Here is a 21,989-nt window from a genome sequence, read left to right as displayed (position 1 = left end):
TTCATGGGTAGCTTGCACTTGAGATCGCCAGGTTGGCAATGACGTCAATGGCCCACTCACAGTCCGCCGCCGCCGAACTGGATGAAATTATCCAGCACGGTTGACTTATAGCCAAAATACTTGATCGAACATGGCTTTCAGACTGTCTCCATAAGCGTATCCGAAAGCACATCCTCGGAGAGGGCCCCCGGTGCGCCTATTGCGACAAGCCTTGTTTCGGGTTTGCGGTCACCCCAAGCGCCATCACGTGCGATGTCCATACGTTTTCCAACGACCTGAACGAGAATGCGATGATCTGGATCCTCCTCGCTAAAAACAAAGCCCTTGAGGCGATACACATCGCCCGGAAGCTTTCGAATTGCGCTCCGGAGAGAAGATAAGCTTATCGGGCGTTCAGCCTTCATCATGGTTGTTGAGAAGCTGTCTGAGTGATCAGAGGCTTGGCAACCACAATCCGGTCCATGTTCGTGATGATCGGGTATTTCTGTTTGTAGCTGTTCGGCGGCAAAGCGACCGACTGAAAGAAGTATATCCAGTGGGACGTCCGCATTGACAGCTTCGACCAAACGATAGCGACGGAAGCGAGACCCGAGCCAATCGTGCACCCTTTGAACAGCGGCCCTGTCGACAAGATCGACTTTGTTCAAAATAACCATATCTGAGAACGCGATTTGACGGAGCTTCAGTTCCATTTGTTCCGGCGCAGCAAAAAGCTGTTCCGCATCGACCAGACACATAAGGCTGTCCAAGCGGATCATGTCCCGAAACTTCTGATCGGTAAATGTCATCGCGATTGAAGACGGGTCCGACACGCCACTCGCTTCAAGGACGATGTATTCCGGTTTCTCAGGCCGGGCGAGAACGGCTTCCACAGTCTCGATCAGGTCATCTCGTATCGAGCAGCAAACGCATCCATTCGCCAAGCTCATAACGTCATCTTCGAGGCCAACTACCAGGTCGGCGTCTACGTTTATTGATCCAAAGTCATTCACAAGGACTGCCACTCGTAATCCGTGATTGCCGGTGAGGATGCGGTTCAGAAGCGTTGTTTTACCGGCTCCTAGAAAGCCGGTAAGGATCGTTACGGGGATCGCAGAAGTCAAACCAAATTCAATCATTGTTCGATCTCCTCTCAGTCTTCATCACGCGGGCCGATTACATCCGAAACTTTGATGGTAAAGTCCTGCGGCCAGTCTCCGCCGGGTGCTCGGAAAACGTCAGTTGGGTAGTATTCGCGTGGATCGATCTCCATATCACGGTACTTCTGGTCTTGCTGATCTGCTCGGGTGAGCCTCGGATTCGGTAATGTGATTTCATCCGGAAGCTCAATACGCCCGGCCTCGGCTGCCGCAGCCAGTTCACGAAATGGTGGCACAGTACCGGATTTTCCGGGCAGTGCAGCTTTCCTGTACCAGATTGCATCCTTGGTCACGTTCACAACGGCTACATCGAGACCCCATTGGAACAGACCGTCGTAGTGGGCGCGAATACCAGCCAGCATTTCAGCGTCGATGTCTTCGTCCTGGGTATAGTGTGTCACCATTCCCAAACGCGGCCTTGTGTCAGCAAAGAGCTTACCCACGGCATAGTGGGAGGTGTGATGCGTATCGATAGTGTAGTTAAAGAGATCCTGTGGGATACCGTATTTGTAGGTCATCAACTGACCAATATCCTGTCCCGACATTTCGGTTACAAAGACATCAACACCTTCGCCGTATTTCCGTGAAAGCTCATCCGGGCGTCCATCGCCGGTCCATACAAAGCTCAGACCGTTCCAATCGAGCCGATAACCAACTGCGCCGTCCTTGGCATGACTGCGCGGCCAGGACCGAACAGTCACACCGTCTTGGTCATAAACGATGCCACCTTCTTGGCGGAAATCGAACTCGTTGACCTCGATCTCATAGCCGTCACCAATTGGGAACACGTCGAAAGCTTCAAGATGCCATTTGAGCATCTGTTGCATGCCTTTAACCATTCCGGCTGTGCCAAGTTCGGGCGTCCGACCAGAGGGACCATGGATGCGCAATGGTGTATACCCTCCAGACCAGGCCCGGAACGGATAGATATAAGGAATGTCGGCGTAGTGGTCGACATGCAAATGAGAGATGAAGATATCGTTGATCAGTTGCCCCGGCACTTGCATGGCAATGATGTTGCGGACACAACCGGATCCAAAGTCAAAGAAGAACCGTTTTCCATTCCCCAACTCCACCATGATGCAAGTACCCGCCTGATCTTCACGCGGCGGATATGGTGTTGAGCCACAGAATGAGATGCGCATCTCATCTGGCCCCAACTCCTCACTAAGTGGAAAATAGTTCGCATTTGAACCAGTCATGTACTTCGTCGGACGGAAGTACTCCGGCAACGAGATGCCGCCTGCGGGCCGACCACCGTATGGGTTCTTGAGTGTTTCTCCCAAGGGGCCGTCTCCTTGGTGAGCCTCAGCACTCCCTGCCGCTAACCCAGCCGCCCCTGTCGCAGCCGCTCCAGTGGCCAAGCCCTTAAGAACACTCCGTCGCGACGGGTCTTCAATTTGATCTGACGCCTGAACCTGTTTGTCGTCTTGGTCTTTTCTATTGTCTTCCTTGGTCATGGATTGGTCCTCAGTTAGAAGTGTCTTACATATTGCGCTTCAACATGCGGCGAAGTTCATTGATGAGTTCAGATTTGATGTGGGCCCATTCGGCGCGCTCTGAGGCCGTGATCGATGCGTCTTTCGAAAATGCAGATGCTTTCTTCAGGTCTTCGATGACCTCGCCGAGTAGCGCATCCGTTTCCATGCGCCTCAACAGCACATCGGAAAGTTCTGGAATTTCTTCAATCAGGTCCAACGTCACTGGAAAAATCCCGACGCCCACTATCCATTCTCAAATCAAGATGAGTGCGGTTGACCGCAGAGGCCAAGTGAGTCACCGTGAGCTGGGGGTGAGTTGACATTGAACAAATCCAACGATTTGCTAGTAAATCAACATGTTGAACAGCCTTCTCCGGAACTCATCCGGGAAGCTCTGAGTCGAATCGTATCAAGCGACGGGTTTCAAGCTTCACCCCGACTCACGCAATTTCTCACCTATATAGTCGAGGAATCTCTATCTGGTCGAAGCACTCAGATTAGAGGCAAAGCTATCGCTGTTGAGGTCTATGGGCGGCGCATAGATGGTACTGGTGGTCAAAACCTGGTTCGCGTTGAGGCAAGGCGGCTGCGTCGCCTTTTGCATCAGTTCTACGAAGATCACTGGGACGGCAATGGAGTTCGCATTTTTGTTGACCCCGGCGGATACAAGCCGCGGTTTTCATTCGAACCTACAATCGAAGACCGCACATCAAGTGAACTGAAGAGCGACAATCCAGTTGGCCGTTGGCGTTCGCGGCAACTGCTGCATGCTGGACTGGGTGTTCTTGCATTGGTCGCTGTGCTTGGCATCTGGATGAGCCAGGATAACAGGGAGGTTGTGCCAACAACTCGATCCATCGAACAAGCAGAACGTGTGGCGCTTGGTGAACAATCATTGACACGACTCCAGGCGGTCAACCTTGCGGATCAAGCCCGCGGCATGTTTTTCCCCGTTTTTGATGTCAAGCGTCAGCAAATAGCGCTGGGAATGTTCCAGCACGCTAGGGAACTCGACCCGGCTCTGTCCGACGGCTATGCCGGATCAGCGCAGGTCTTGGCGATCCTGGCAGTGTTGTCGCCGGATGAAGCACAAAGGGATGATCTCTTCAATCAAGCCTCGGAAATGTCTGGAAAAGCGCTTGAATTATCCCCCTCTGATGCGTGGGCAAACGGCGCAAATGGTTGGGTGCTGGCTGTCAAAAACCAGCCAAACGAGGCATTGAAATACGCTAGAATGTCCGTCGAACTGGCGCCGAAGGATGGCCATATTCTCGACGTTGCAGGTATGACCGCCATCTTGGCTAACGCCCCGGAACTTGCTGCCGAGGTTAGCAACCCGGAGAGACCCAAATCAGGATCTGGTAGGTTTGGTGCGAGAAACATCTGGGGCGTTTCACAACTTATGCTCGGGAACTACGAAAGTGTTGTTGAAGCCTTTCAGGGAGCGCCAGCTGCCGGAGCGCCAGTCAGTGCGCCTTCGCTCTTATTCCAAGCCGTTGCGTATGATCAGTTGGGAAATTCAGAAGAAGCACGACGGCTCGTCGCTGAAATGCGCAGGACATGGCCTGAGTTTCCGTCCGAGTTTCTCGCCGGCAGGATTTTCCACAACGACGTCAATACACGGAATATGATACTGGAGACGCTGAGTAGATACTGACGAAACGTATCTCGCCTATTGCCTAGAAACGAGCGTCAAAATCTATTCATATAATTTCGCTTTGAAAGCACACGGGGTTGATAAAATCGGCGATGGAGCCGGACCACGCCGTCTGTGGATTGAGCGTGGGCTTTGCAGATTTGCAAAGTCTGCTTATGCGCTATAGCCGCCGCTCGTGAGGTGCAGTGCTGCTGCCGCGGCGAACGGCAGCTTGGTGGCCTTTTGCATGTCCGTCATCGAATGATTTGGAACACGAGCGTTTCATTGGCTTAGGAAGATCATGCTCGCTGTAGTTTCAATCTAGGCCGCGTTCTGATATGGAACTCAGTGAATTCGAACGCCTGTTAAAACTGGCGTAGGTGCAATGTGGCGGCGACATTTACAGGTAAGACAACTGAAGAAAGGCAGCAGTTAAGCCACGGGATGGATCATTTGTCCAAGAATGTTACCACGGTTTCCCTTAAAGCGTCCCAATCGGTGAACTCCCGAGCACCGTCCCTTGGATCGATCTTTTGATCCTTTAAGACAACATGCTGAACGATCTCTTCTTCAAAATACCCATAGTTGTCAGGCTGCACAGCGCCCGCAACCAAAGCCGTTAGGTCAGGTTCAAAATGCGTACGCATCAGCATTTCGGTAAGATAGTCCCAGGCGTCTTCCTGGCCTCTTGCAAAAGCCGCCTTTAGGCCTATCGAAAGCACTAGCGACTTCCGGGACGCAAGCGCGTCTCTATGCGTTTCAACAAACGCTTCGAATAGCTTGGGGTGCCGGCGTTCATGGACAGGAGCCGCAAGAATGACCCTGTCCACACCTGTCAGGGACACGTGTCGTATCTGGTCTCCGGTGTTGATCAGTATTGTATCGTAGCCGGCTTTTCTTGTTACATCGTTGATAAAGCGAGCAATCTTGGCAGTCTGACCTTCAACGGTGCCGTAGGCAATCAGCACTGTCATTTCGATCCTCCCGTAAATCGATCCGAAAAGCGCGCCAACTATGCCGAAACCGTTCGCTTCAGCCCTTGATCTCAATCAAAAGTGACTGTCTTGCCAAGTTTTTTGGACGCGGGTGCGGCGTCGTTTTGTCGGCTCATGCGGTTCTGGAAAGCGCGACAGCTATCGCCAGCCAAAATCCAGTGCGTATGGTCATTGCACCGACGGTTCGCCATTCAAACGGCGTTCCAAACAGTGCCACTAATATCAGAACAGCGAACACAAATAATGTTGATAAGCCTATCACCCAGGCAATTCGAGTTGCCCAGGTTTTTGATTTAAAGAGCGCGATTGCACCAAGCAAATAGACAAATCCAGCCAGAAAATTGAACCAAAGCACGAGTGGAACTGCATCTCCAACTGCTGCTTTAGCGGCGGCACCCCCAAACAGGGCCGTTCCGCCGGAGAATATTGTCAGGAGACCGAAGAATGCCGCGGCTATTGCAGCTGGGCGAGTCCAAGGCGGAGAGGGCTGCATAGTCGTTATCCTCAGGAATTAGATTGAATGTCGTGTCGTAGGAAAGCTGCCAACTTCGCCAAAGGGATTGAAAAGCACGTCCATAATAGCAATTTTTCTCACCATTACTCTTGATCTTTATCATTGGGCCCAAATTGACACCCTTTGAACAAAGCAATGCCTGCGGGAGGCTTTTTGCAGTAAAAATACGCTGTCGCCCCTTTGGCGCGACTAGCTTGCAGCTCCAACGGTCATTAAATTTGTTCGGTTACCGTGAATCTTCTGGAAACGAACGGACGACAACGCTCGAATTTGCAGCGAAAAGTGTTGATTTGAGTCAATGCTAGTTGCTGCAAGTTCACCCATACTGACCCCTCACAAAGGAGGGTGTGCGACATGTTCAAAATAATTGTGGTTGGCTTGGATGGATCAGAGGCGTCAGAAGCAGCTCTACGCGTAGCCTGTGATATCTCAAGCAAATATGGCTCCCAAATTCACCTTGTCCATACACCTCAGCCGCAAACCGTGGCTTTCGCAATGGGCGCTGTTGCTGGCTATCACGCCGTCACGACAATGCCTTCAGACGAAGAGGTTCAGCAGGCAGCAGACAAGATCATTTCCGCGGGCAAAGAGATTGCCAAAGAATACAATCAGACAGTTTCGCAAACACATACCCAACGCGGTGATCCGGTCGACGAGATCATCGCATGCGCCGAGCAATGCAAAGCTGACCTGATTGTGACGGGCCGCCGCGGATTGGGAAGCATTGGTAGCCTGATTCAAGGGAGCACCTCTCAAGGCATCAGTCGGAATGCCACTTGTGCGGTTTTGACCGTTGCCTAAATTTCAAACTTGGTCCCAATCGGCACAAAAACGATGACGATCAATAAGCTCAGCATTGAAATCTCGTGGCAGAATTAAGTTTCGATGGCTACCCCGTGACGCTGAACTCCCTACTGTGAAAATGGAGTCAGATATCCACTGCTTCATGACGGTGGCACGAAAACGGAGGCTGAAACAGAGGTCATTGGGGCCTGTGGCGATGACCGGCAATTAAACTGTGTTAGGCGAAACGACCCGAACTGTGGTGGAACAGATGAACTTCCCGTTTTTTTACGCATTGTTTCAAGGTCAGAAGACAGGCTGTAAACTACCTGCCAACGTAGATCCGTTCTAACTCTGGAGCCCGACATGAACAACCCGTCCCTGTTCGACGCTCATAAACCCTCTGAAATTGCAACATTAGTTGAGACTGCTGGGGTCACAAAGGCAAAGTTGCCAATGGCACCCATGTTCGTTCTTGCGATGCTGGCCGGGGCATTCATAGGGTTTGGCGCAGCAGCCTATACGATGGCGGTTACTGGCGCAGACAGCGCTGCGGGGCCGATCCGCGTTCTGGGTGGCGCGGTGTTTTCCCTGGGCCTTATCCTGGTGATCGCAGGTGGTGCAGAATTATTCACCGGCAATGTTTTGATGGTGATCGCAGCGGTCGACCGCAAGATACCACTGCGACTGCTGTTTCGAAGCTGGGGCATCGTCTACGCCGGAAACTTCGTGGGCGCCCTCGGGCTTGCATTGGCCTTCTCTCTGACCGGCCTGCTCGAGGGGCCGATGGGCAATACCGCCGTGGTGATAGCCGATGCCAAAGCGGGGTTGGAACCGATGGAGGCCTTCGCCCGTGGCGCACTGTGCAACGGGTTGGTATGCCTTGCTGTTTGGCTGTCCTTTGCCGCCCGCAGCGTCGCCGGCAAGGTTCTGGCCGTTTTGTGGCCCGTCACTGCTTTTGTGTTACTGGGGCTCGAGCATTCGATTGCGAACATGTTTTTCTTTCCGCAGGGTTGGGCGGCGGGGGCAACTGTGCCGGTTTTCTCAGTGGCGACCAATCTATTGTGGGTTACTCTGGGCAACATTGTCGGCGGGGCGGGAGGAGTCGCCTTGGCCTACTGGTTTGCTTACCTTGGTGCTACTAAAGGGTAAGACCCACTTCTTCGATCACAGCGCCTGCCAGAGCAAAACGAACGGTTTCAGATGGTTTTGAAGGCGTTGTCTAATTGTGCAGCCCAGATCAAGCTTTTTCTGCACTTAGTAGTCTAGATGCCGGGAGCATGGTTGTCTTCGTGGTCGATATCGGTTGTCGCATGATGGTGCAACACGAGCGGAAGCGGCACAGGCTTGCCTAAGTCCGCTGATTGGGATGCGAGCCGGTTGATCAGTCAGATATGAGAGTTGGATGCGGAGGTAACTCACCGACCACGAGGCAGGAAGATGGCGCGTTGGCTGATGACGGTGCCGGGAATTGGGCCGTTCTTTGCCACTGCACTAGTTGCCCTCTCGTTCCCGAACTGGATTCTTCGCCAACATCTAAATTCATTGATCCTCGTCAAGATTGGAAAAGGCAAGATGTGATACAGTTGATGCCTAAAATGAGGGCTATCATGGAAGAATTAGTCGATATTGGAAGAACATTTGTTCAGGCGATGCGTAATCGCAGGGGCCTTGCAAATGTTGATGAAATGTATGCCGAAAACGCTCAATCCATAGAAGCGGTTGTGCCTCCGGTTCGGCAGTTTCGCATCACCAAAGGCCGTGATGCTATCAAAGGGAAAAGAGAGGATTGGCTGGCAGCTCATGAAATCATCGAATTTGACGTCGATGGCCCCTATGTTCATCCCCCAAACCGCTTCAGTGTGCGATATAAGGCTGACGTAAAGCAGAAGGAAACTGGGCAACGTATCACCTTGAGTGAGATTGCAGTTTATTCAGTAGCAGACGGAAAGATTGTACTGGAAGAGTTCTTCATGTTGCCGAAGTAGCAGCGGCAACCCGCAATACTGACGCAGTGTTGGTTTCATCCGCACGCTGGAAGTGTGACTTGTAAGTGCTTTGACACGATGGATGGACAATTGGGCATTTGTTTCGACCGCGTGGTGCTTGCCCATGCGCAACAATTCCGTCAGTTCGGCGCAACCGAAATCTAAAGTCACGCCGTGAAATCCGCATTGAGCCATTGATGCGGGTTAACAATCAGACTGCTGCGCCGGTTTTCTACCCGAGTTTGGCTTGAACAACCCTCTAAAGGTCTCTGTTTGATCCAAAACAAAGCGTTTTGCGGGGTTTGAGATAACGTCACCTAGTAGCTTTAACCGCGGTACGCCAGATCATGAAAAAGAATGTGCGCGCAATACTGATCGTCGTAATGCTCCTTCTCGCAGGTGCGGCGTTGTACATATTCGTTTCAGAAGACAGCAGTGAATTGCCAGTTGGATTTGTACAGGGCAATGGACGGATAGAGGCTGAACAAGTGGAAATTGCCCCCACCTTCGCAGGGCGGGTTGCACAGGTTTTGGCGGCAGAAGGTAACTTGGTTGTTGTGGGTGAACTGTTGGTCAAGATGGACACCGATGAACTGTCTGCAGCGCTTGATCGCGCCAAAGCCGAAGTAGCATTGGCGCGTCAAGCCAAGGCCGAAGCCGAGGCTGTTGTTGTCCAACGAGTAAGCCAACAGCGTCGCGCGGCGCAGGAACTGGAACGGGCAAAGGCACTGTTGGCCGGTCAAAACATTTCGATGACAGTCTTTGAAGATCGCGAAACCGCATTTCAGGTTGCCGACGCCGTTCTGGGTGCCGCCAAGGCCCGGGTTGCAACCTCGGACAGCCAGATCGCGGCTGCAGAAGCCGAAGTGCGCCGGATCGCCGCCCAGATCGAGGATGCTTCGCTTGTTGCCCCTATGCCAGGGCGCATTCTTTACAAACTGGCTGAGCCCGGTGAAGTTGTTGGCGCGGGTGAGCCGATCCTTACGCTTCTCAGCTTAGAGAACGTCTATATGGACGTGTACCTGCCCGCACGCGAAGCGGGGTTGCTGCCCATCGGGGCTGAGGCGCGCATCGTACTTGATGCCTTGCCGGATTTTGCCGTTCCTGCAACCGTCACTTTTGTATCCCCCGAAGCCCAGTTCACTCCGAAGCAGGTAGAGACATTGACCGAGCGTGAACAGTTGGTCTTTCGCGTTCGGGTTCGCATTCCTGAGGATCTGATCACAGAACGGATCGAACATGTGAAAACCGGCCTTCGCGGTATCGCTGTGATCAGGCTTTCTTCTGACAGTGTATGGCCGGAATATCTGGAAAGGCGGATTCCACCCGAACTGTTCGAATGATTTCCCAGGCGGGCCCATCTGATTTCTGCGTCAGTGGTGTCACGCATAAGTACCGCCAGCGGACAGCACTCGATAACCTGTCGCTTCACCTGCCGGTAGGTCAGCTTGTTGGGCTGATCGGGCCTGACGGGGTTGGCAAATCAACGCTTTTGGGTTTGATCACCGGCGCGAAGAAACTTCAATCCGGCACGATCAAGGTTCTTGGAGGTTCGATCGACGACCGTGCCCATCGTCACAAAATCTGCCCAGCGATCGCATTTATGCCGCAGGGGTTGGGCCGGAACCTCTATGCAGAATTGTCGGTGCGCGAGAACCTTGAGTTCTTTTCGCGTCTCTTCGGACAAGGGCAGCAGGAGCGTGACATCCGGATCGCAGCATTGCTGTCGGCAACCGGGCTTGCGCCTTTCTCTGATCGGCTGATGGGAAAACTCTCGGGCGGCATGAAGCAAAAGCTCGGGCTGTGTTGTGCACTGATCCATGACCCTAAGCTTTTGGTTCTGGATGAGCCGACCACCGGCATCGACCCACTGTCGCGGCGTCAATTCTGGGCGCTGATCGACGCGGTCCGAGAGGCTACTCCCGACCTCTCCATACTGGTTTCGACAGCCTATATGGAAGAAGCCGAACAATTCGACTTTATCGTCGCGATGGATGCCGGGCGCGTGCTTTTCCATGGTTCTCCGGCAGAATTGAAGGGGGAAGCCAGCGATCTTGAAACGTCCTACCGGCGGTTGCAGGCGCACGGAGATCCCCTGATCGCACCAAGGAAAGCGCCCACACATCACAGTGAGGCAGACCCAGTGATCACGGCACGCGGATTGACGCGGCGCTTTGGCGATTTCACGGCAGTCAATAACGTCGAATTCTCGATCAACCGTGGTGAGATTTTCGGCTTCCTCGGGTCGAACGGCTGCGGCAAGTCGACCACCATGAAAATGCTGACAGGTCTTCTGCCCGCAAGTGACGGTGAGGCGCTGTTGTTCGGAAGACCGGTTGATGCACGCGACCTGAGGATGCGTCGCGAGATTGGCTATATGAGTCAGGCATTCTCGCTTTATGGCGAGTTGACCGTTCGGCAGAATCTCCAGCTACATGCCCGCATCTTTGCGATCACGGACCGCGATAGGCGTATCGATGAACTGGCGGAACGCTTTGGCCTGATTGCACATATGGACATGCTGGCCACGGCGTTGCCACTTGGCATCAAGCAACGTCTTTCCCTGGCCGTCGCTGTGATCCACCGACCTCGCGTGCTGATCCTGGATGAGCCAACCTCGGGAGTGGACCCTGAGGCGCGCGACTCGTTTTGGGCGTTGCTGATTGAGCTTTCGAGAGATGAAGAAGTGACGATTTTCGTCTCGACCCATTTCATGGCCGAAGCAGAGCGCTGTGATCGGGTGTCGTTCATGCACGCGGGCCGTGTTCTGGCTGAGGGAACACCGGATGAGTTGATCGCCGGGGCACAGGTAGACAGTCTGGAAGAAGCATTTGTCACGGTATTGAAGGCAGCTGACCCTCCGGCACCGGTGAAAGCTCCTGAGGTATCGGTTCATGCCCTTGATGACAGCGCTGGCGGGGGTATCAGGCGCACACTGGCATACACGAAGCGTGAAACCATCGAGATTTTGCGCGACCGCGTGCGTTTGGCGTTTGCGTTCCTGGGCTCGGTGATCCTGATGCTGGTCTTTTGCTATGGGATTACGCTGGACATCGAAGAACTGGATTTCGCGGTACTGGATTTGTCACAGGGGCCAGAAAGCCGCGCCTACATTGCAGAGATTTCAGGATCGCGCTACTTCAACCCAACACAGCCACTGACGAGTATCAATGAGGGCCATGAACGGCTGGCCCGAGGAGATGCCTCGCTGGTTGTCGAACTCCCACCTGACTTTGGGCGCAAGATCCGCTCTGTTGAAGCAACGGACGTGCTTGCAATTGTGGACGGCGCAATTCCGTTCAAAGGCGAGACTGTAGAAGGCTATGTGGCGGGGCTCCACAATACCTTTTTGGCGGCAATGGCCCGCCAAAACGGTGTGCATCCGGTCGAGATCGCCCGTATCGAGCCACGCTTCAGGTACAATCAGAGTTTCGAGAGTATTGCCGCAATGGCCCCGGCCATGCCTGCGATCCTTTTGATAATGTTACCGGCAGTTCTGATGGCGGTCAGCGTCGCACGTGAAAAAGAGTTGGGAACAATCACCAATTTCTATGCAACGCCAACGACGCGGCTTGAGTTTCTGGTTGGCAAGCAAATCCCTTATATCGCAATCGCGTTCGCCAATTTCCTGCTCTTGGCTGGAATGACGGTCTTGGTTTTTGATGTACCGCTCAAAGGCAACCCGGTTCCCCTGGCGATTGGCGCGTTGCTGTATGTCTGGGCGACCACATCTTATGGGCTGCTCATTGCGACCATGACCTCAAGCCAGGTGGCCGCTACTTTCGCCACCGCGATCGCCTCGGTCGTACCTACGATTCAGTTCTCGGGCCTGCTGCAGCCGGTTTCAACGCTTGAAGGCGGCGCGCAAACAATCGGATCGCTCTGGCCGTCATCCTATTTCCTGCATCTGAATGTCGGTGCCTTCACCAAAGGGCTGGGCTGGGATGCGCTTGCCCCTGATCTTCTGGCCCTGGCCTGTTTCGGACCGGTGCTGACGTTGATCGCTGCCCTTTTACTTCGAGCGCAGGAGAAATAAATGCAACGGTTGTCCTGCATCTTCTGGCTTGGCTTGAAAGAAATGATGAGCCTTCGGCGTGATTGGGTGATGATGGCGCTGCTGGTCTGGTCATTCACGCTGGCACCCGTGATGGAGGCGACGGGGGTTTCGAACTCGGTCAACAATGCCTCCATTGCATTTGCCGATGAGGATGGCTCGCCCCTTTCACGGTCTCTTGCCACGGCATTCTTCCCTCCGGAGTTTCAACCCGTTGTCCAGATCGCACCGGGTACCGGAGCCGAAAAGATGGATGCCGGGTATTTCCTGTTTGTGGTCGCGGTGCCACCAGGGTTCGAGAAAGATGTTCGCGCCGGGCGCACGCCGGAAATTCAGGTTCTGATTGATGCGACGGCGATGGAACAGGCCGGGATTGGCGCAAACTATATCGTCAATATCCTCAGCGCCGAGATCCGTCGCTTTGCCATTGGCGCGGACCTGGCAGAGTCATTGCCCGTCGATATCATCATGCGCAGTGCGTTCAATCCCAACCGTGATACTGTTCGTTTTGCCGGCATCGTGGCGCTCATCGGCCAGATCATGTGGCTGACCACAATCCTCACCGGTGCCGCAATGATCCGCGAGCGTGAACATGGCACAATTGAACACCTGCTTGCGATGCCGCTTACCCCGTTTGACATTGCGATGGCCAAGATTTGGGCAAACGCAGCGGTGGTTCTTGTCGCGGCCGCCTTATCGCTGACCTTTGTTATGCAAGGTTTCCTAGGGATCAGTATCGCGGGGTCGAAGGTGTTGTTTTTAGTTGGCACCGCCCTCTTTCTCTTCACAGCAACCGCACTTGGGGTCTTTCTTGCAACGATTGCGCGCTCAATGGCACAGTTCGCGCTTTTGGTAATGCTGACTGTCCTTCCGATGCTGATGCTGTCAGGAGGAGAGACACCGATCGAGGGGCAGCCCGACTGGCTTCAGGTCGGAACATCGATCCTTCCGTCCCGCCATTACATGTCCGCCAGCCAATCCATCATCTTCAAGGGGGCGAGGTTTGAGACGGTCTGGCCAGAGTTCTTATGGATGGCGTTACTCGGCGCAATCCTTCTGGCGTCAAGCCTGATGCTTTTCAGACGCTCGGTGGCGCAATAGAGTCAGATCAGTTTACCCCTTGGCCTGGACGTATGACCGGTAATGCGCCTTGTTTCATTCGGAATACTGATACGGCCGGGTTGTCCTTTTGGCGCGATACCGAGGACGCTTGCTTGCGCAAGATCAAGGTAATTATACGCGTTTTTTGCAATAATACCGCCTCCCCCCAATCGCACCAAAGGAGGAGGATCAGAAAATGCTTGAAGACAAAAATACCCCGCAACTGTTTGCTGGAACACATCCGCTCTCTGATAATTTTCGACGCGAAATGGAATCCATGATGTCGCGCTTTTTCGGGGGCGCAGCGCCATTCCTGCCGCTGGAAACAGCCGCGCAACGCACGGGCTTCCCGTCGTTGGACATGACAGGTGCGATTTCGCCGGCGATTGACATCCACGAAACGGATACAGCGATCGTTCTCACGGCTGAATTGCCGGGTCTCGAAGAAGACGACGTCGAAGTCGAAATCAAAGACCGTAGATTGACGCTGCGGGGCCAGAAGAATGTTACGCATGATGACACAGGCGATCTGCGCGTTAGCGAGAGAAGCTATGGCAGTTTCACTCGGACAATGACGCTGCCTGATGCAGTCGATATCGAGGAGATTTCCGCTGCGTTCGACAAAGGTGTCCTGCACGTCACGATGCCGAAAACCGAACCTCAGGATCCCAGCCGGAAGATCAAGGTCTCATCGAAATAGGAGCAATAGAGGCGCACGCGCAACCATCATGGTCCGGGCAGCATGCGCGGACCCTTGGTGTTCTTAAAACGAGCACATTATTGCCCACCATAGCGGTTTCACCGCTGCGCATGATAATGTGCCAATAGGGTTAGAGAACTGAGATGGACAATGCGGACGCCGGACAAAAGCGATGTGGAAAGTGAAACGGGCGATGTCCGTGCATTTCTGGAGAGCTTGACGGGGCCGTCCCGCGGAACCGTTACCTGGCTTGTCGGCAACGCTTTGGTTGCTTCGGTGGGTCCTGATCGTATCCTGAAGTTCAGGCGGAAAGAGGATTTGCCCCCGCATGACGAAGACGTGGCAACCATTCAGTGGTCGCAAGGCGGTTACGCGCTAAACGCTTTGCCTGGCCGGGATATCTGGGTCAATGGTCAAAAAACTGCTTCGGCAGTTCTTGGGCATGGCGACATGATTGAGTTCGGTGCAGAGGGGCCCATGTCACGCTACAGGGTGTGTGACCACTCATTCCCTGCACATCACACGGTCGAAGACATAATAAGTGACGCATATGTGTATGCGCGCTCCAGCCGACGACCCTTTGCCAGAAAAATGTCCGGTGCGCTGCGCGAAGGCGGGCGTCGGCTGACATCACAAACCACGGTTTTGTTCAGGGTTACCGTTATCGGTGTGCTTCTTCTGATCTTTGCCTTTGGTTATTTGCTTTTTCAGAACGACCGGAAGCTGGCGGACAGCCTTAAACAGGAGTCTCTCAAGATCGAGGCGGTTGCTGTCATGCTTACGCAAACGCGAGAAGATGCACTGACGGCGGATGATCTGGTCGCGCTCAGAGAAGCGTTTGACAACCAGGTGATTTCCACCGAGCAGCGCCTTGGCACTTTGGAAGAACGCGCTGGTGCGTCAAGGCGAGTTATCACAGCCTCGACGCGATCTATTGCCTTTATCCAGGGTGCTTACGGATTGCGACAGACCGAAAGCGGCAAATTGCTGCGGCATGTGCTTGGCCCGGACGGGGAGAAACTAAAAACTCCATTCGGAAAACCATGGATTGAGCCAGATGCGGAAGGCGCGCCGGCAGAATTTCAGTTCACCGGAACCGGGTTTCTATTGCAGGACACCTCTCTTTTGGTGACCAACCGTCATGTCGCCTTGCCCTGGACGACCGGGGATCGGGCGCAGGCCCTGAAGGCAGCAGGGCTTGAAGCCGAGATACTTAGCCTGCTGGCTTATCTTCCAGAACAATCCAAGCCAATGGAAGCGGTATTGCTTAGGGCAAGCAAAACGGCCGATCTGGCGCTTCTGTCCGTTGATGCGAACCGTGTTCAAGGGCTTGGACTCTCACTGGCACCTCACCCGACGCGAGCAGGTGAAGAAGTTTTCTTGCTTGGATTTCCGACTGGCCTTAAGGCCTTGATTGTGCAGGCTGGGCCGGATTTTCTGAAAACGCTTGAGAGAGACGGCGCTGTCGATTTCTGGACTATTGCAAAACACCTTTCAGAGCAGAACAAGATCAGGCCTCTGGCCAGCCGGGGGATCGTCGCCCAGACCAGTCCCGGTGCAGTCGTTTATGATGCTGAAACCACAACCGGCGGAAGCGGCGGACCTGCCCTTAACCGAAACGGCGAGGTGGTTGCTATCAATGCCGCGATCTTACCCGAATTTGGCGGCTCGAATATTGGCGTTCCGGTGTCACACCTCAAGATACTTCTCGATGAAAGCGATTGATCCGCATATTCAATCGCGCGTCTGATAAGGCGAGTTTTGCACCAGAAAAACCACAGCCAGTGGGATGATGACAGAGATCAAGCCCACGGTAATCAGCAAGTTCCCCAAGTGGCTATAGTCAGCGACGGAGGCAACGGTACCCGTTCTGGGATCGGTAACCGCGCGGGTAACGGTAAAGATCTGATTCAGGTATTTTGTACCGAGACTGCTTGCTGACAATGCCATGTTGGTGAACGAAGCCATGACCGCAAAAAAGGTAGCCTTCAGATGTGTTGGGGCGTTGCGCGCGATCCAAGCCAACATTGGGACCATCGCGATCTGACCCAGCGGTGACTCAACGGCTGTGTCAAGAATGGCGATAAACCTTGCATCCACGACCCCACCTGTGCGCGCGGCCGTCCATTCATGCACCCCGTAGTACAAGGCAAGGTTTGGCAGGGACAGCACTCCGGCTGCAATCGTGAGTAACACTACAACCTGCGCAATCGAACGACTTGCCATAAACGGCCTGAGGATAATCAGGCCAAGCAAAGCAAGTAGTGAGGTCAGAAGCGCTAGAATGGCCAGGAACTGTTCGTCAAACCCAAGCTCGTCGATCTCGAACCAGGTCAGGCCCGGTCCTGGCAAGGGAACTGCTCGAAAAACGAAAATGATAGTTGCTGTCCCGATCAGAACTTTGGCCTGTTTCGACTCTAGCTCTCTCAGCAAACGCGACATGAGGTAGAGAATGACCGTGAGCGACACCGCAAAAACGGTCTCTTGCGCGAAGGCAAAATTTGCGGTTCCCAACACTATGCTGAGAACAACAAACGCAAGTCCGCCCAGCAGGATCGGCCACCTGACTTCGGTGGTTTGATCTGGTCTGTGCAGAAGGTGTCCTCGACGAACGAGGCGACGCTGTATCAGAGCGTGAAGAACCACTCCACTGACAGACAATAGTGGGATAGCCAGGGCAATGAGATAGACCCGACCGTAGAGAACCAAACGATCGGCTTGTTCCAGATTTTCCGCCCCCGAAAAAATCCAGATGTTAACCGCGGCGACCCCTGCAAACCCGGATATGATCGCAATCCTGCCGAGGGTCTGCATGGTGGTGTGCCGGGCACGAACTTCGTCCTGAATAAACGCGCGTCCGTCTCGGTCCGATTGCGGCACTGCTTCGACTGTCATGGCGTCAGCAACGACATCCTGAATGGCATAACCTGAAGGAGCCAACATCAAGGCAACGACGTACCAATCCTCAAGTGGCATAATGCCGGCCATTTGGTCAGGCGCAGCCACAAGCCTGTACATGATGAGCAATGACGCCGTGATAAAGGATGCGCCAACGGCAATCAGTAGGGATTTCCAGCGCCAGAACAGGTCAACCAGATGACCCAGCGGCATTTTTAGAATCCATGGCAACCCGGCCCAGAATGCCAATCCCGCAACAAAAGCTGCGGATAAATTCAGATAGTCCTTAAGAAAAAACGCGCCGACGACGGATGTTAGCCCCGAAACCCCAGCCGCAAAGTAAACCATCAATGGTGGCAGGTAAGACCATTGCAATTGCGCGATCAGATCGACGAAAGTCCGGTGCCACCAGCCTGAAATCCGCCTTCCAAATGTTGATCGGTCAGTGTTCATGCGTCAGTCGGACCCCGTTCTGGTGACCCTGTGCTGTCGGTTTTCCTCTCAGAGAAATCCGGCACCAAAAAGCAGAGCGCTGGTCAGCACCCCAAGGATTGGTACAACAAGAGGTACGCGGAAATGTTCCCGAGTTGTCCCTGGCCGGGACTTCAGCAATATCAGCGAGATGTTGACCAAAACAAACACTCCCAAAACGATCTGGGATGTGCGTTCCGCTAGTATGCCGATTGGCAAAGTTTGCGTCAGCAGAAGAATTATCGCAACTACCAACAGGGTTGCGACGACCGGTGTTTGGGTAACCTGCGGGACAGTCGCCAGTATTTTCGGAAGATGATCCCGGTCGGCAAGACCATAGATCACCCGCGACGCCATAATCATCTGGATCAAGACGCCATTGACTGTTGCAACGACCGCGACTGCGGCGAACCCTTGTTTGATTACTTCGGGTGCGTCGAAGAAAACCAGCGTGAGTGGGGCGGCCGAGGTCGACAAGGTATCGATAGGAACAACGAGCAGGACCGTGATCGAGGTCGCTAGATACAAACCCGTAGCCAGAACGAGCGTCAAAAGGATAGCCTTTGGAATTGTGTGGGTTGGGTCTTTTACCTCTTCCGCGACGTTTGCCATGTCCTCAAAGCCGACAAAGGCAAAAAAAGCCAGCAGAGATGCCGCCATAATACCGCGCCAGGTACTGAGCTCGAGCCCCGGAATCATCTCACTAATTTCATGGCCTTGCGGTTCCTGCACAGACATGCCCCAGCCAATTACAAAAAGAAGCCCCGCGATCTCGATGACCGTGATCACGGCTGCCACAAATACCGATTGTGTAATGCCCCAGATTGCAATCAGCCCCATGACCGACACAACGCCGATCGTAAGCAATGCGGTGCCAAGCCCCGTCAGGGTGTGAAGGTATGAGGCCGCCCCAATCGCAACAGCGGAGGCTGAAATAATCCCAGACGCAGCAACGGCAAGACCGATTAGAACCGCCATCCAGCCCCTTTGAAATCCCGCTTCAACGTATGCCGCTTCACCCGCGCTTACGGGATAGCGTGTCGCGAGTTCGGCGTACGACAAAGCCGTCAGCGAAACGACGAGCGCTGCAACAAGAAACGAAACTGCAGCATAAGGGCCCGCGGCCTCGGCGGTTGCGCCGACGAGCACATAAATTCCCGCACCGACGGTAACACCGAGCCCATATAATGTAAGCAACGGGGTGGTGAGAGAACGTCGGAGTTTAGGGGACGGTGGATCAACTGTATGCATTCACCTCACTCCTTGATGGGCAATTGCCGGGTTACCGAAGCTGTGCCGCAAACAAGCACCCCGATGATAAACCAAGGGCTCATCGCCGCTCATACCGAGCTTCTTCTGAAACATTCATACTTTGATATGTAATTCTTTATTTGGCATTGATCTATATCATCAGGCGCTAAGACTGATCAGAGAGGCAGATCCGAATGCTGCGACCGTCGTTTCGTGATGGTTTTTCCCAGCTGGTACTCAAAGGTTGAATATGAGCGAGATCAATGAAGCATTCATTCGATATCGCGTATTTTCAACTCGAAATGCTGATCTCGGAGGAGGAACAGATGCTAGTTTGTCGCGGACTTCTTTTGTCAATATTTGCTGCAAGTGCTGCACTGGCGCAGGATATTGACCTTCAAAATGGGCACGATCTCTACAGAACTTATTGTTGGCAATGCCATGGATTCGAGGCCACAGGAGATGGTCCAATGGCGGAGATGCTGGCGATAAGGACACCTGATCTGACGAGGCTCGCGGCCCAAAACGACGGTGTTTTTCCGATTGAGGCGGTGGCGCGTCAAATTGATGGTCGCGCACCATTGCTCGCGCATGGTGGAGAAATGCCCATTTTTGGACCAGCTTTGGATTCGGATCAAAAAGTTGCGCTGACGATGCCTGACGGCCAACCGATGTTCGCAGGTGTGCCGTTGGCGAATGTGATTGCGTATCTTGAGGCTATACAGACCGAATAGGTTGGCACAAAGTCCACCCTTGGATTGCAGGACACCACTACCACGTTTGCCGGCGGTGGTTGATTTACATTAAGGCAAGTTTCCACGATCTCAGTTAATATTCAGCATTTAGAGATGAGGAGGAATCTCCGATGCCTGAAGAGAAGCCAAAATCAAGTTACTCCAACGCACTTGTAGATATTTTCAAGCAGATGCAGCCGACTACTACAGCCAATCCGTTTCTGGGCGCTCAGCTTGAGCAATTTTGGGACACGCAGGAGAAGTCACTGAAAGAGGCAGAGGCCTTTGCTCAACATTGGTTTGAGAGGCGTCACGAGGCTGTGCGAACCGCGCTGGAAGCTGCGCGCTCGGCGTCTGCTGCAGACCCGACTGATCCGGCGAAAGCGCTGCAATCCATAGCAGAGTGGCAGAAGCATTCAGCCGAACGCCTTGTGGCTGACGCTCAGGAATGGTTCGAAACAGTTGCCCGATGTGCAGCATATGCAGCGGAAACCGAAGTCGAAGCTGTGGAAAAGACAATGGATGATGTTGCAAGCACAGCTAAGAAGGCGGGTAAATCTCCGAAATCCGATCCGGTATAGAGAGCCGTATCACCGCAGAGGTCGGAACGATCGCAGCTGGAGCAATGGAAGGTAGCTCATATGTATAAAAACATTCTGGTACCAGTCGCACTGGACAAAGATCACGATACACAGGCCTCATTTGAAGCTGCTCGTTTGCTGGCGAATGCCGATGCGGAATTCACAGTGCTTCATGTGCAGGAACCGATCCCTGCATATGTGGCATCTCAGATACCCGAGGAAGTTCTGGCAAATACGCGAAAAGAACTTCAGGAAAGCTTACATCGGAATGCTGCGGAGCTATCGGGTGCGAAACCGCACCTTGTCTCGGGGAGTGCTGGCCGCGCGATCGTTGACTTCGCAAATGAAAATGACATCGATTGCATAGTGCTGGCCTCACACAAGCCGGGGATCGAGAACATTTTTATTGGGTCAACTGCAAACCGGGTCGTTCACCACGCCAATTGTTCTGTCCACGTGATCCGCTGAACCGGTTTCTGGTAAGTGCCGCACGTCGATTAAGCGTTGTGGATGAGTCGATTTTCCAGACCCGAGTTGTTTTACGATCGTCACACGCTGCATGACCATATGGAAATGGATGGCGTCGACCGGCTCAATGAGCGGGTCCGACCGAATGGACTGCGAAAGTTGAATTCGGGGGAATGGCAAAGCCATGTGCAAACACTTACTATTTCAGCGGGTAGATCCAAACGCCGATCTTTGCGCGTCGTCCCCTCAAATCTTGCACTCCGGCGGATACCAACCTCTTAACTAAGGATTGCCCAGCCTTGTCCGTCGGACTTATTGCCTCGATCAACAAATCGCTAACCACCAAAGAAGATTTTAGGTTCCGCGACAACTACTCCAGCCTGCTTGCAACGTTCACGGTATCGCCGATGACACTGTATTCAAGACGGCGCCGGTTTCCGATGTCACCAGAAATTACAGGACCGAAGTGGATGCCAATTCCGATGCGTACCGGAGGAAGCCCTTCAGCATTCCTGTCACGATTCCAGATGCTCAATACCTCAAGCATGTCAAAGGCGCATTGAAGTGCGTTACTGGCGTCGTTCTCACTGGGCTCTGGTGTCCCGAAGGTCCCCATCAACCCGTCGCCCAGATATTTGTCCAGTGTGCCTTCGTTCTCGAAAACTGCCTTGCCCAACCTGTCATGATACCCGCGCAAGAAATCAACGACATCGCCGGGGGCGTCGCTCTCGCACATGGTGGTAAACCCAGTTTCACCAAGTCGCATCCGCGAAGCTTGCTATCAATCGCCACGTTGAACAATGTAAGATCGCGCAGGTTGCCCGCCAATTCGAGCCGCGCTCGGATCGCCCAGACCTGTTTCGGCAACAGCGGTCGTTTCTGGCCAATGAACCGGCCCTTGTTCCAGGCTCTTCGTTTAGGGGTGACAGCGGGAAGTTGAATTCTTGGCATGTTGGGCCCTCCAATCCTCCCGCCAGGCCCAGACATCAGCACTGCGCTGACACCTGAACTTTACAGTTGGTTTGAATGGCCGTTGTCCGATTGCTTGTTCTTCGGGAAACACTGCGGGTGCATTGAGCTGGTCTGAGCCCCAGTCTTCCAGATGCTGCTTAACGCTTGAAGAGGCGCTAAACGCAGAGTTCGTACATTTTCCTACAAAGGCTAATTCAAGTGGGTCAGTCTTTGCGGTTTTCGT

At 53.6% G+C, this 21,989-nt stretch carries 21 protein-coding genes and 1 pseudogene; 13 read left to right on the top strand and 9 right to left on the bottom strand.

Annotated features, from left to right (window positions below; translation table 11 throughout):
* Window positions 1-137: 137 nt before the first annotated feature.
* Genes GOX21_RS11655 through GOX21_RS11645 form a run of 3 tightly spaced genes read right to left on the bottom strand, consistent with a single transcriptional unit; the run spans window position 138 to window position 2,843 of the window.
* Window positions 138-1,118 carry a CobW family GTP-binding protein gene (locus tag GOX21_RS11655; RefSeq protein WP_170377383.1) on the bottom strand — a complete coding sequence of 327 codons (981 nt, stop codon included), beginning with the start codon at window positions 1,116-1,118 and terminating at the stop codon, window positions 138-140.
* 14 nt (window positions 1,119-1,132) lie between these two features.
* On the bottom strand, window positions 1,133-2,599 hold the full coding sequence (gntH, locus tag GOX21_RS11650; protein WP_217353039.1) for a guanitoxin biosynthesis MBL fold metallo-hydrolase GntH: 1,467 nt from the start codon (window positions 2,597-2,599) through the stop codon (window positions 1,133-1,135).
* Window positions 2,600-2,624: 25 nt separating this feature from the next.
* Window positions 2,625-2,843, bottom strand: coding sequence for a hypothetical protein (locus tag GOX21_RS11645; RefSeq protein ID WP_170377381.1), 219 nt, complete (start codon window positions 2,841-2,843; stop codon window positions 2,625-2,627).
* A gap of 99 nt (window positions 2,844-2,942) precedes the next feature.
* Here GOX21_RS11645 and GOX21_RS11640 point away from each other — a divergent pair, with 99 nt between their 5' ends.
* On the top strand, window positions 2,943-4,277 hold the full coding sequence (locus tag GOX21_RS11640) for a tetratricopeptide repeat protein (RefSeq protein WP_170377379.1): 1,335 nt from the start codon (window positions 2,943-2,945) through the stop codon (window positions 4,275-4,277).
* A gap of 428 nt (window positions 4,278-4,705) precedes the next feature.
* Here GOX21_RS11640 and GOX21_RS11635 read toward each other — a convergent pair whose 3' ends face one another.
* A complete protein-coding gene (locus tag GOX21_RS11635) occupies window positions 4,706-5,230 on the bottom strand; it encodes a flavodoxin domain-containing protein (RefSeq protein ID WP_170377377.1) in 525 nt (174 codons plus the stop codon).
* A gap of 133 nt (window positions 5,231-5,363) precedes the next feature.
* The gene (locus tag GOX21_RS11630; RefSeq protein WP_170377375.1) at window positions 5,364-5,744 is read right to left on the bottom strand and encodes a hypothetical protein; all 381 of its coding nucleotides are present in this window, start codon (window positions 5,742-5,744) and stop codon (window positions 5,364-5,366) included.
* A 375-nt stretch (window positions 5,745-6,119) separates the two neighbouring features.
* Between GOX21_RS11630 and GOX21_RS11625 the strand changes: the two genes are divergently transcribed.
* The 9 genes from GOX21_RS11625 to GOX21_RS11585 all read left to right on the top strand — a co-directional run bounded on the left by GOX21_RS11625 (window position 6,120) and on the right by GOX21_RS11585 (window position 16,116).
* Window positions 6,120-6,566, top strand: a complete 447-nt coding sequence (locus GOX21_RS11625; protein WP_058283451.1) for a universal stress protein — start codon at window positions 6,120-6,122, stop codon at window positions 6,564-6,566.
* 348 nt (window positions 6,567-6,914) lie between these two features.
* Window positions 6,915-7,700, top strand: coding sequence for a formate/nitrite transporter family protein (locus tag GOX21_RS11620; protein WP_170377373.1), 786 nt, complete (start codon window positions 6,915-6,917; stop codon window positions 7,698-7,700).
* Window positions 7,701-7,988: 288 nt separating this feature from the next.
* Entirely contained in the window at window positions 7,989-8,129 is a 141-nt protein-coding gene (locus GOX21_RS11615; protein ID WP_170377371.1) for a hypothetical protein, read from the top strand.
* 29 nt (window positions 8,130-8,158) lie between these two features.
* Window positions 8,159-8,536: a nuclear transport factor 2 family protein gene (locus GOX21_RS11610; RefSeq protein ID WP_170377369.1), complete on the top strand. Its 378-nt coding sequence runs from the start codon at window positions 8,159-8,161 to the stop codon at window positions 8,534-8,536.
* A gap of 347 nt (window positions 8,537-8,883) precedes the next feature.
* On the top strand, window positions 8,884-9,879 hold the full coding sequence (locus GOX21_RS11605; protein ID WP_170377367.1) for an HlyD family secretion protein: 996 nt from the start codon (window positions 8,884-8,886) through the stop codon (window positions 9,877-9,879).
* Window positions 9,876-12,572, top strand: a complete 2,697-nt coding sequence (gene rbbA, locus GOX21_RS11600; RefSeq protein WP_170377365.1) for a ribosome-associated ATPase/putative transporter RbbA — start codon at window positions 9,876-9,878, stop codon at window positions 12,570-12,572. The genes GOX21_RS11605 and rbbA overlap by 4 nt, the downstream gene beginning before the upstream one ends.
* The gene (locus GOX21_RS11595) at window positions 12,573-13,691 is read left to right on the top strand and encodes an ABC transporter permease (protein WP_170377363.1); all 1,119 of its coding nucleotides are present in this window, start codon (window positions 12,573-12,575) and stop codon (window positions 13,689-13,691) included. It begins immediately after the preceding gene.
* A gap of 196 nt (window positions 13,692-13,887) precedes the next feature.
* Window positions 13,888-14,391 carry an Hsp20/alpha crystallin family protein gene (locus GOX21_RS11590; protein ID WP_170359678.1) on the top strand — a complete coding sequence of 168 codons (504 nt, stop codon included), beginning with the start codon at window positions 13,888-13,890 and terminating at the stop codon, window positions 14,389-14,391.
* 150 nt (window positions 14,392-14,541) lie between these two features.
* Window positions 14,542-16,116, top strand: coding sequence for a trypsin-like peptidase domain-containing protein (locus GOX21_RS11585; RefSeq protein ID WP_170377361.1), 1,575 nt, complete (start codon window positions 14,542-14,544; stop codon window positions 16,114-16,116).
* A gap of 9 nt (window positions 16,117-16,125) precedes the next feature.
* Here GOX21_RS11585 and GOX21_RS11580 read toward each other — a convergent pair whose 3' ends face one another.
* Both GOX21_RS11580 and GOX21_RS11575 read right to left on the bottom strand, forming a co-directional pair.
* Window positions 16,126-17,742 (bottom strand): hypothetical protein, encoded by a 1,617-nt coding sequence (locus tag GOX21_RS11580; RefSeq protein WP_170377359.1) that lies wholly within the window; start codon window positions 17,740-17,742, stop codon window positions 16,126-16,128.
* A 48-nt stretch (window positions 17,743-17,790) separates the two neighbouring features.
* On the bottom strand, window positions 17,791-19,011 hold the full coding sequence (locus GOX21_RS11575) for an APC family permease (protein ID WP_170377357.1): 1,221 nt from the start codon (window positions 19,009-19,011) through the stop codon (window positions 17,791-17,793).
* Between the two features lie 263 nt (window positions 19,012-19,274).
* On the opposite strand from GOX21_RS11575, the gene GOX21_RS11570 reads away from it, so the two are divergent.
* From GOX21_RS11570 to GOX21_RS11560, 3 genes are all read left to right on the top strand, one after another.
* The gene (locus tag GOX21_RS11570; protein ID WP_082643718.1) at window positions 19,275-19,745 is read left to right on the top strand and encodes a c-type cytochrome; all 471 of its coding nucleotides are present in this window, start codon (window positions 19,275-19,277) and stop codon (window positions 19,743-19,745) included.
* A gap of 131 nt (window positions 19,746-19,876) precedes the next feature.
* Window positions 19,877-20,326: a phasin family protein gene (locus GOX21_RS11565; RefSeq protein ID WP_170377355.1), complete on the top strand. Its 450-nt coding sequence runs from the start codon at window positions 19,877-19,879 to the stop codon at window positions 20,324-20,326.
* A 60-nt stretch (window positions 20,327-20,386) separates the two neighbouring features.
* Window positions 20,387-20,794, top strand: coding sequence for a universal stress protein (locus GOX21_RS11560; RefSeq protein WP_170377353.1), 408 nt, complete (start codon window positions 20,387-20,389; stop codon window positions 20,792-20,794).
* Window positions 20,795-21,164: 370 nt separating this feature from the next.
* Here the strand turns inward: GOX21_RS11560 and GOX21_RS11555 are convergent, their stop codons facing one another.
* Together GOX21_RS11555 and GOX21_RS21515 are read right to left on the bottom strand one after the other, a co-directional pair.
* Window positions 21,165-21,530 (bottom strand): adenylate/guanylate cyclase domain-containing protein, encoded by a 366-nt coding sequence (locus GOX21_RS11555; protein WP_254428534.1) that lies wholly within the window; start codon window positions 21,528-21,530, stop codon window positions 21,165-21,167.
* A gap of 11 nt (window positions 21,531-21,541) precedes the next feature.
* A pseudogene (locus GOX21_RS21515) lies at window positions 21,542-21,745 on the bottom strand (integrase); the annotation flags it as partial.
* Between the last annotated feature and the right edge of the window lie 244 nt (window positions 21,746-21,989).

Origin of the sequence: Ruegeria atlantica (genome assembly GCF_013032005.1) — a bacterium.
In the GTDB taxonomy this organism is placed as follows: Bacteria; Pseudomonadota; Alphaproteobacteria; order Rhodobacterales; family Rhodobacteraceae; genus Ruegeria; species Ruegeria atlantica_A.
Note: the sequence above shows the minus strand (reverse complement) of the source record. Positions and strands in the feature narration are given on the sequence as shown.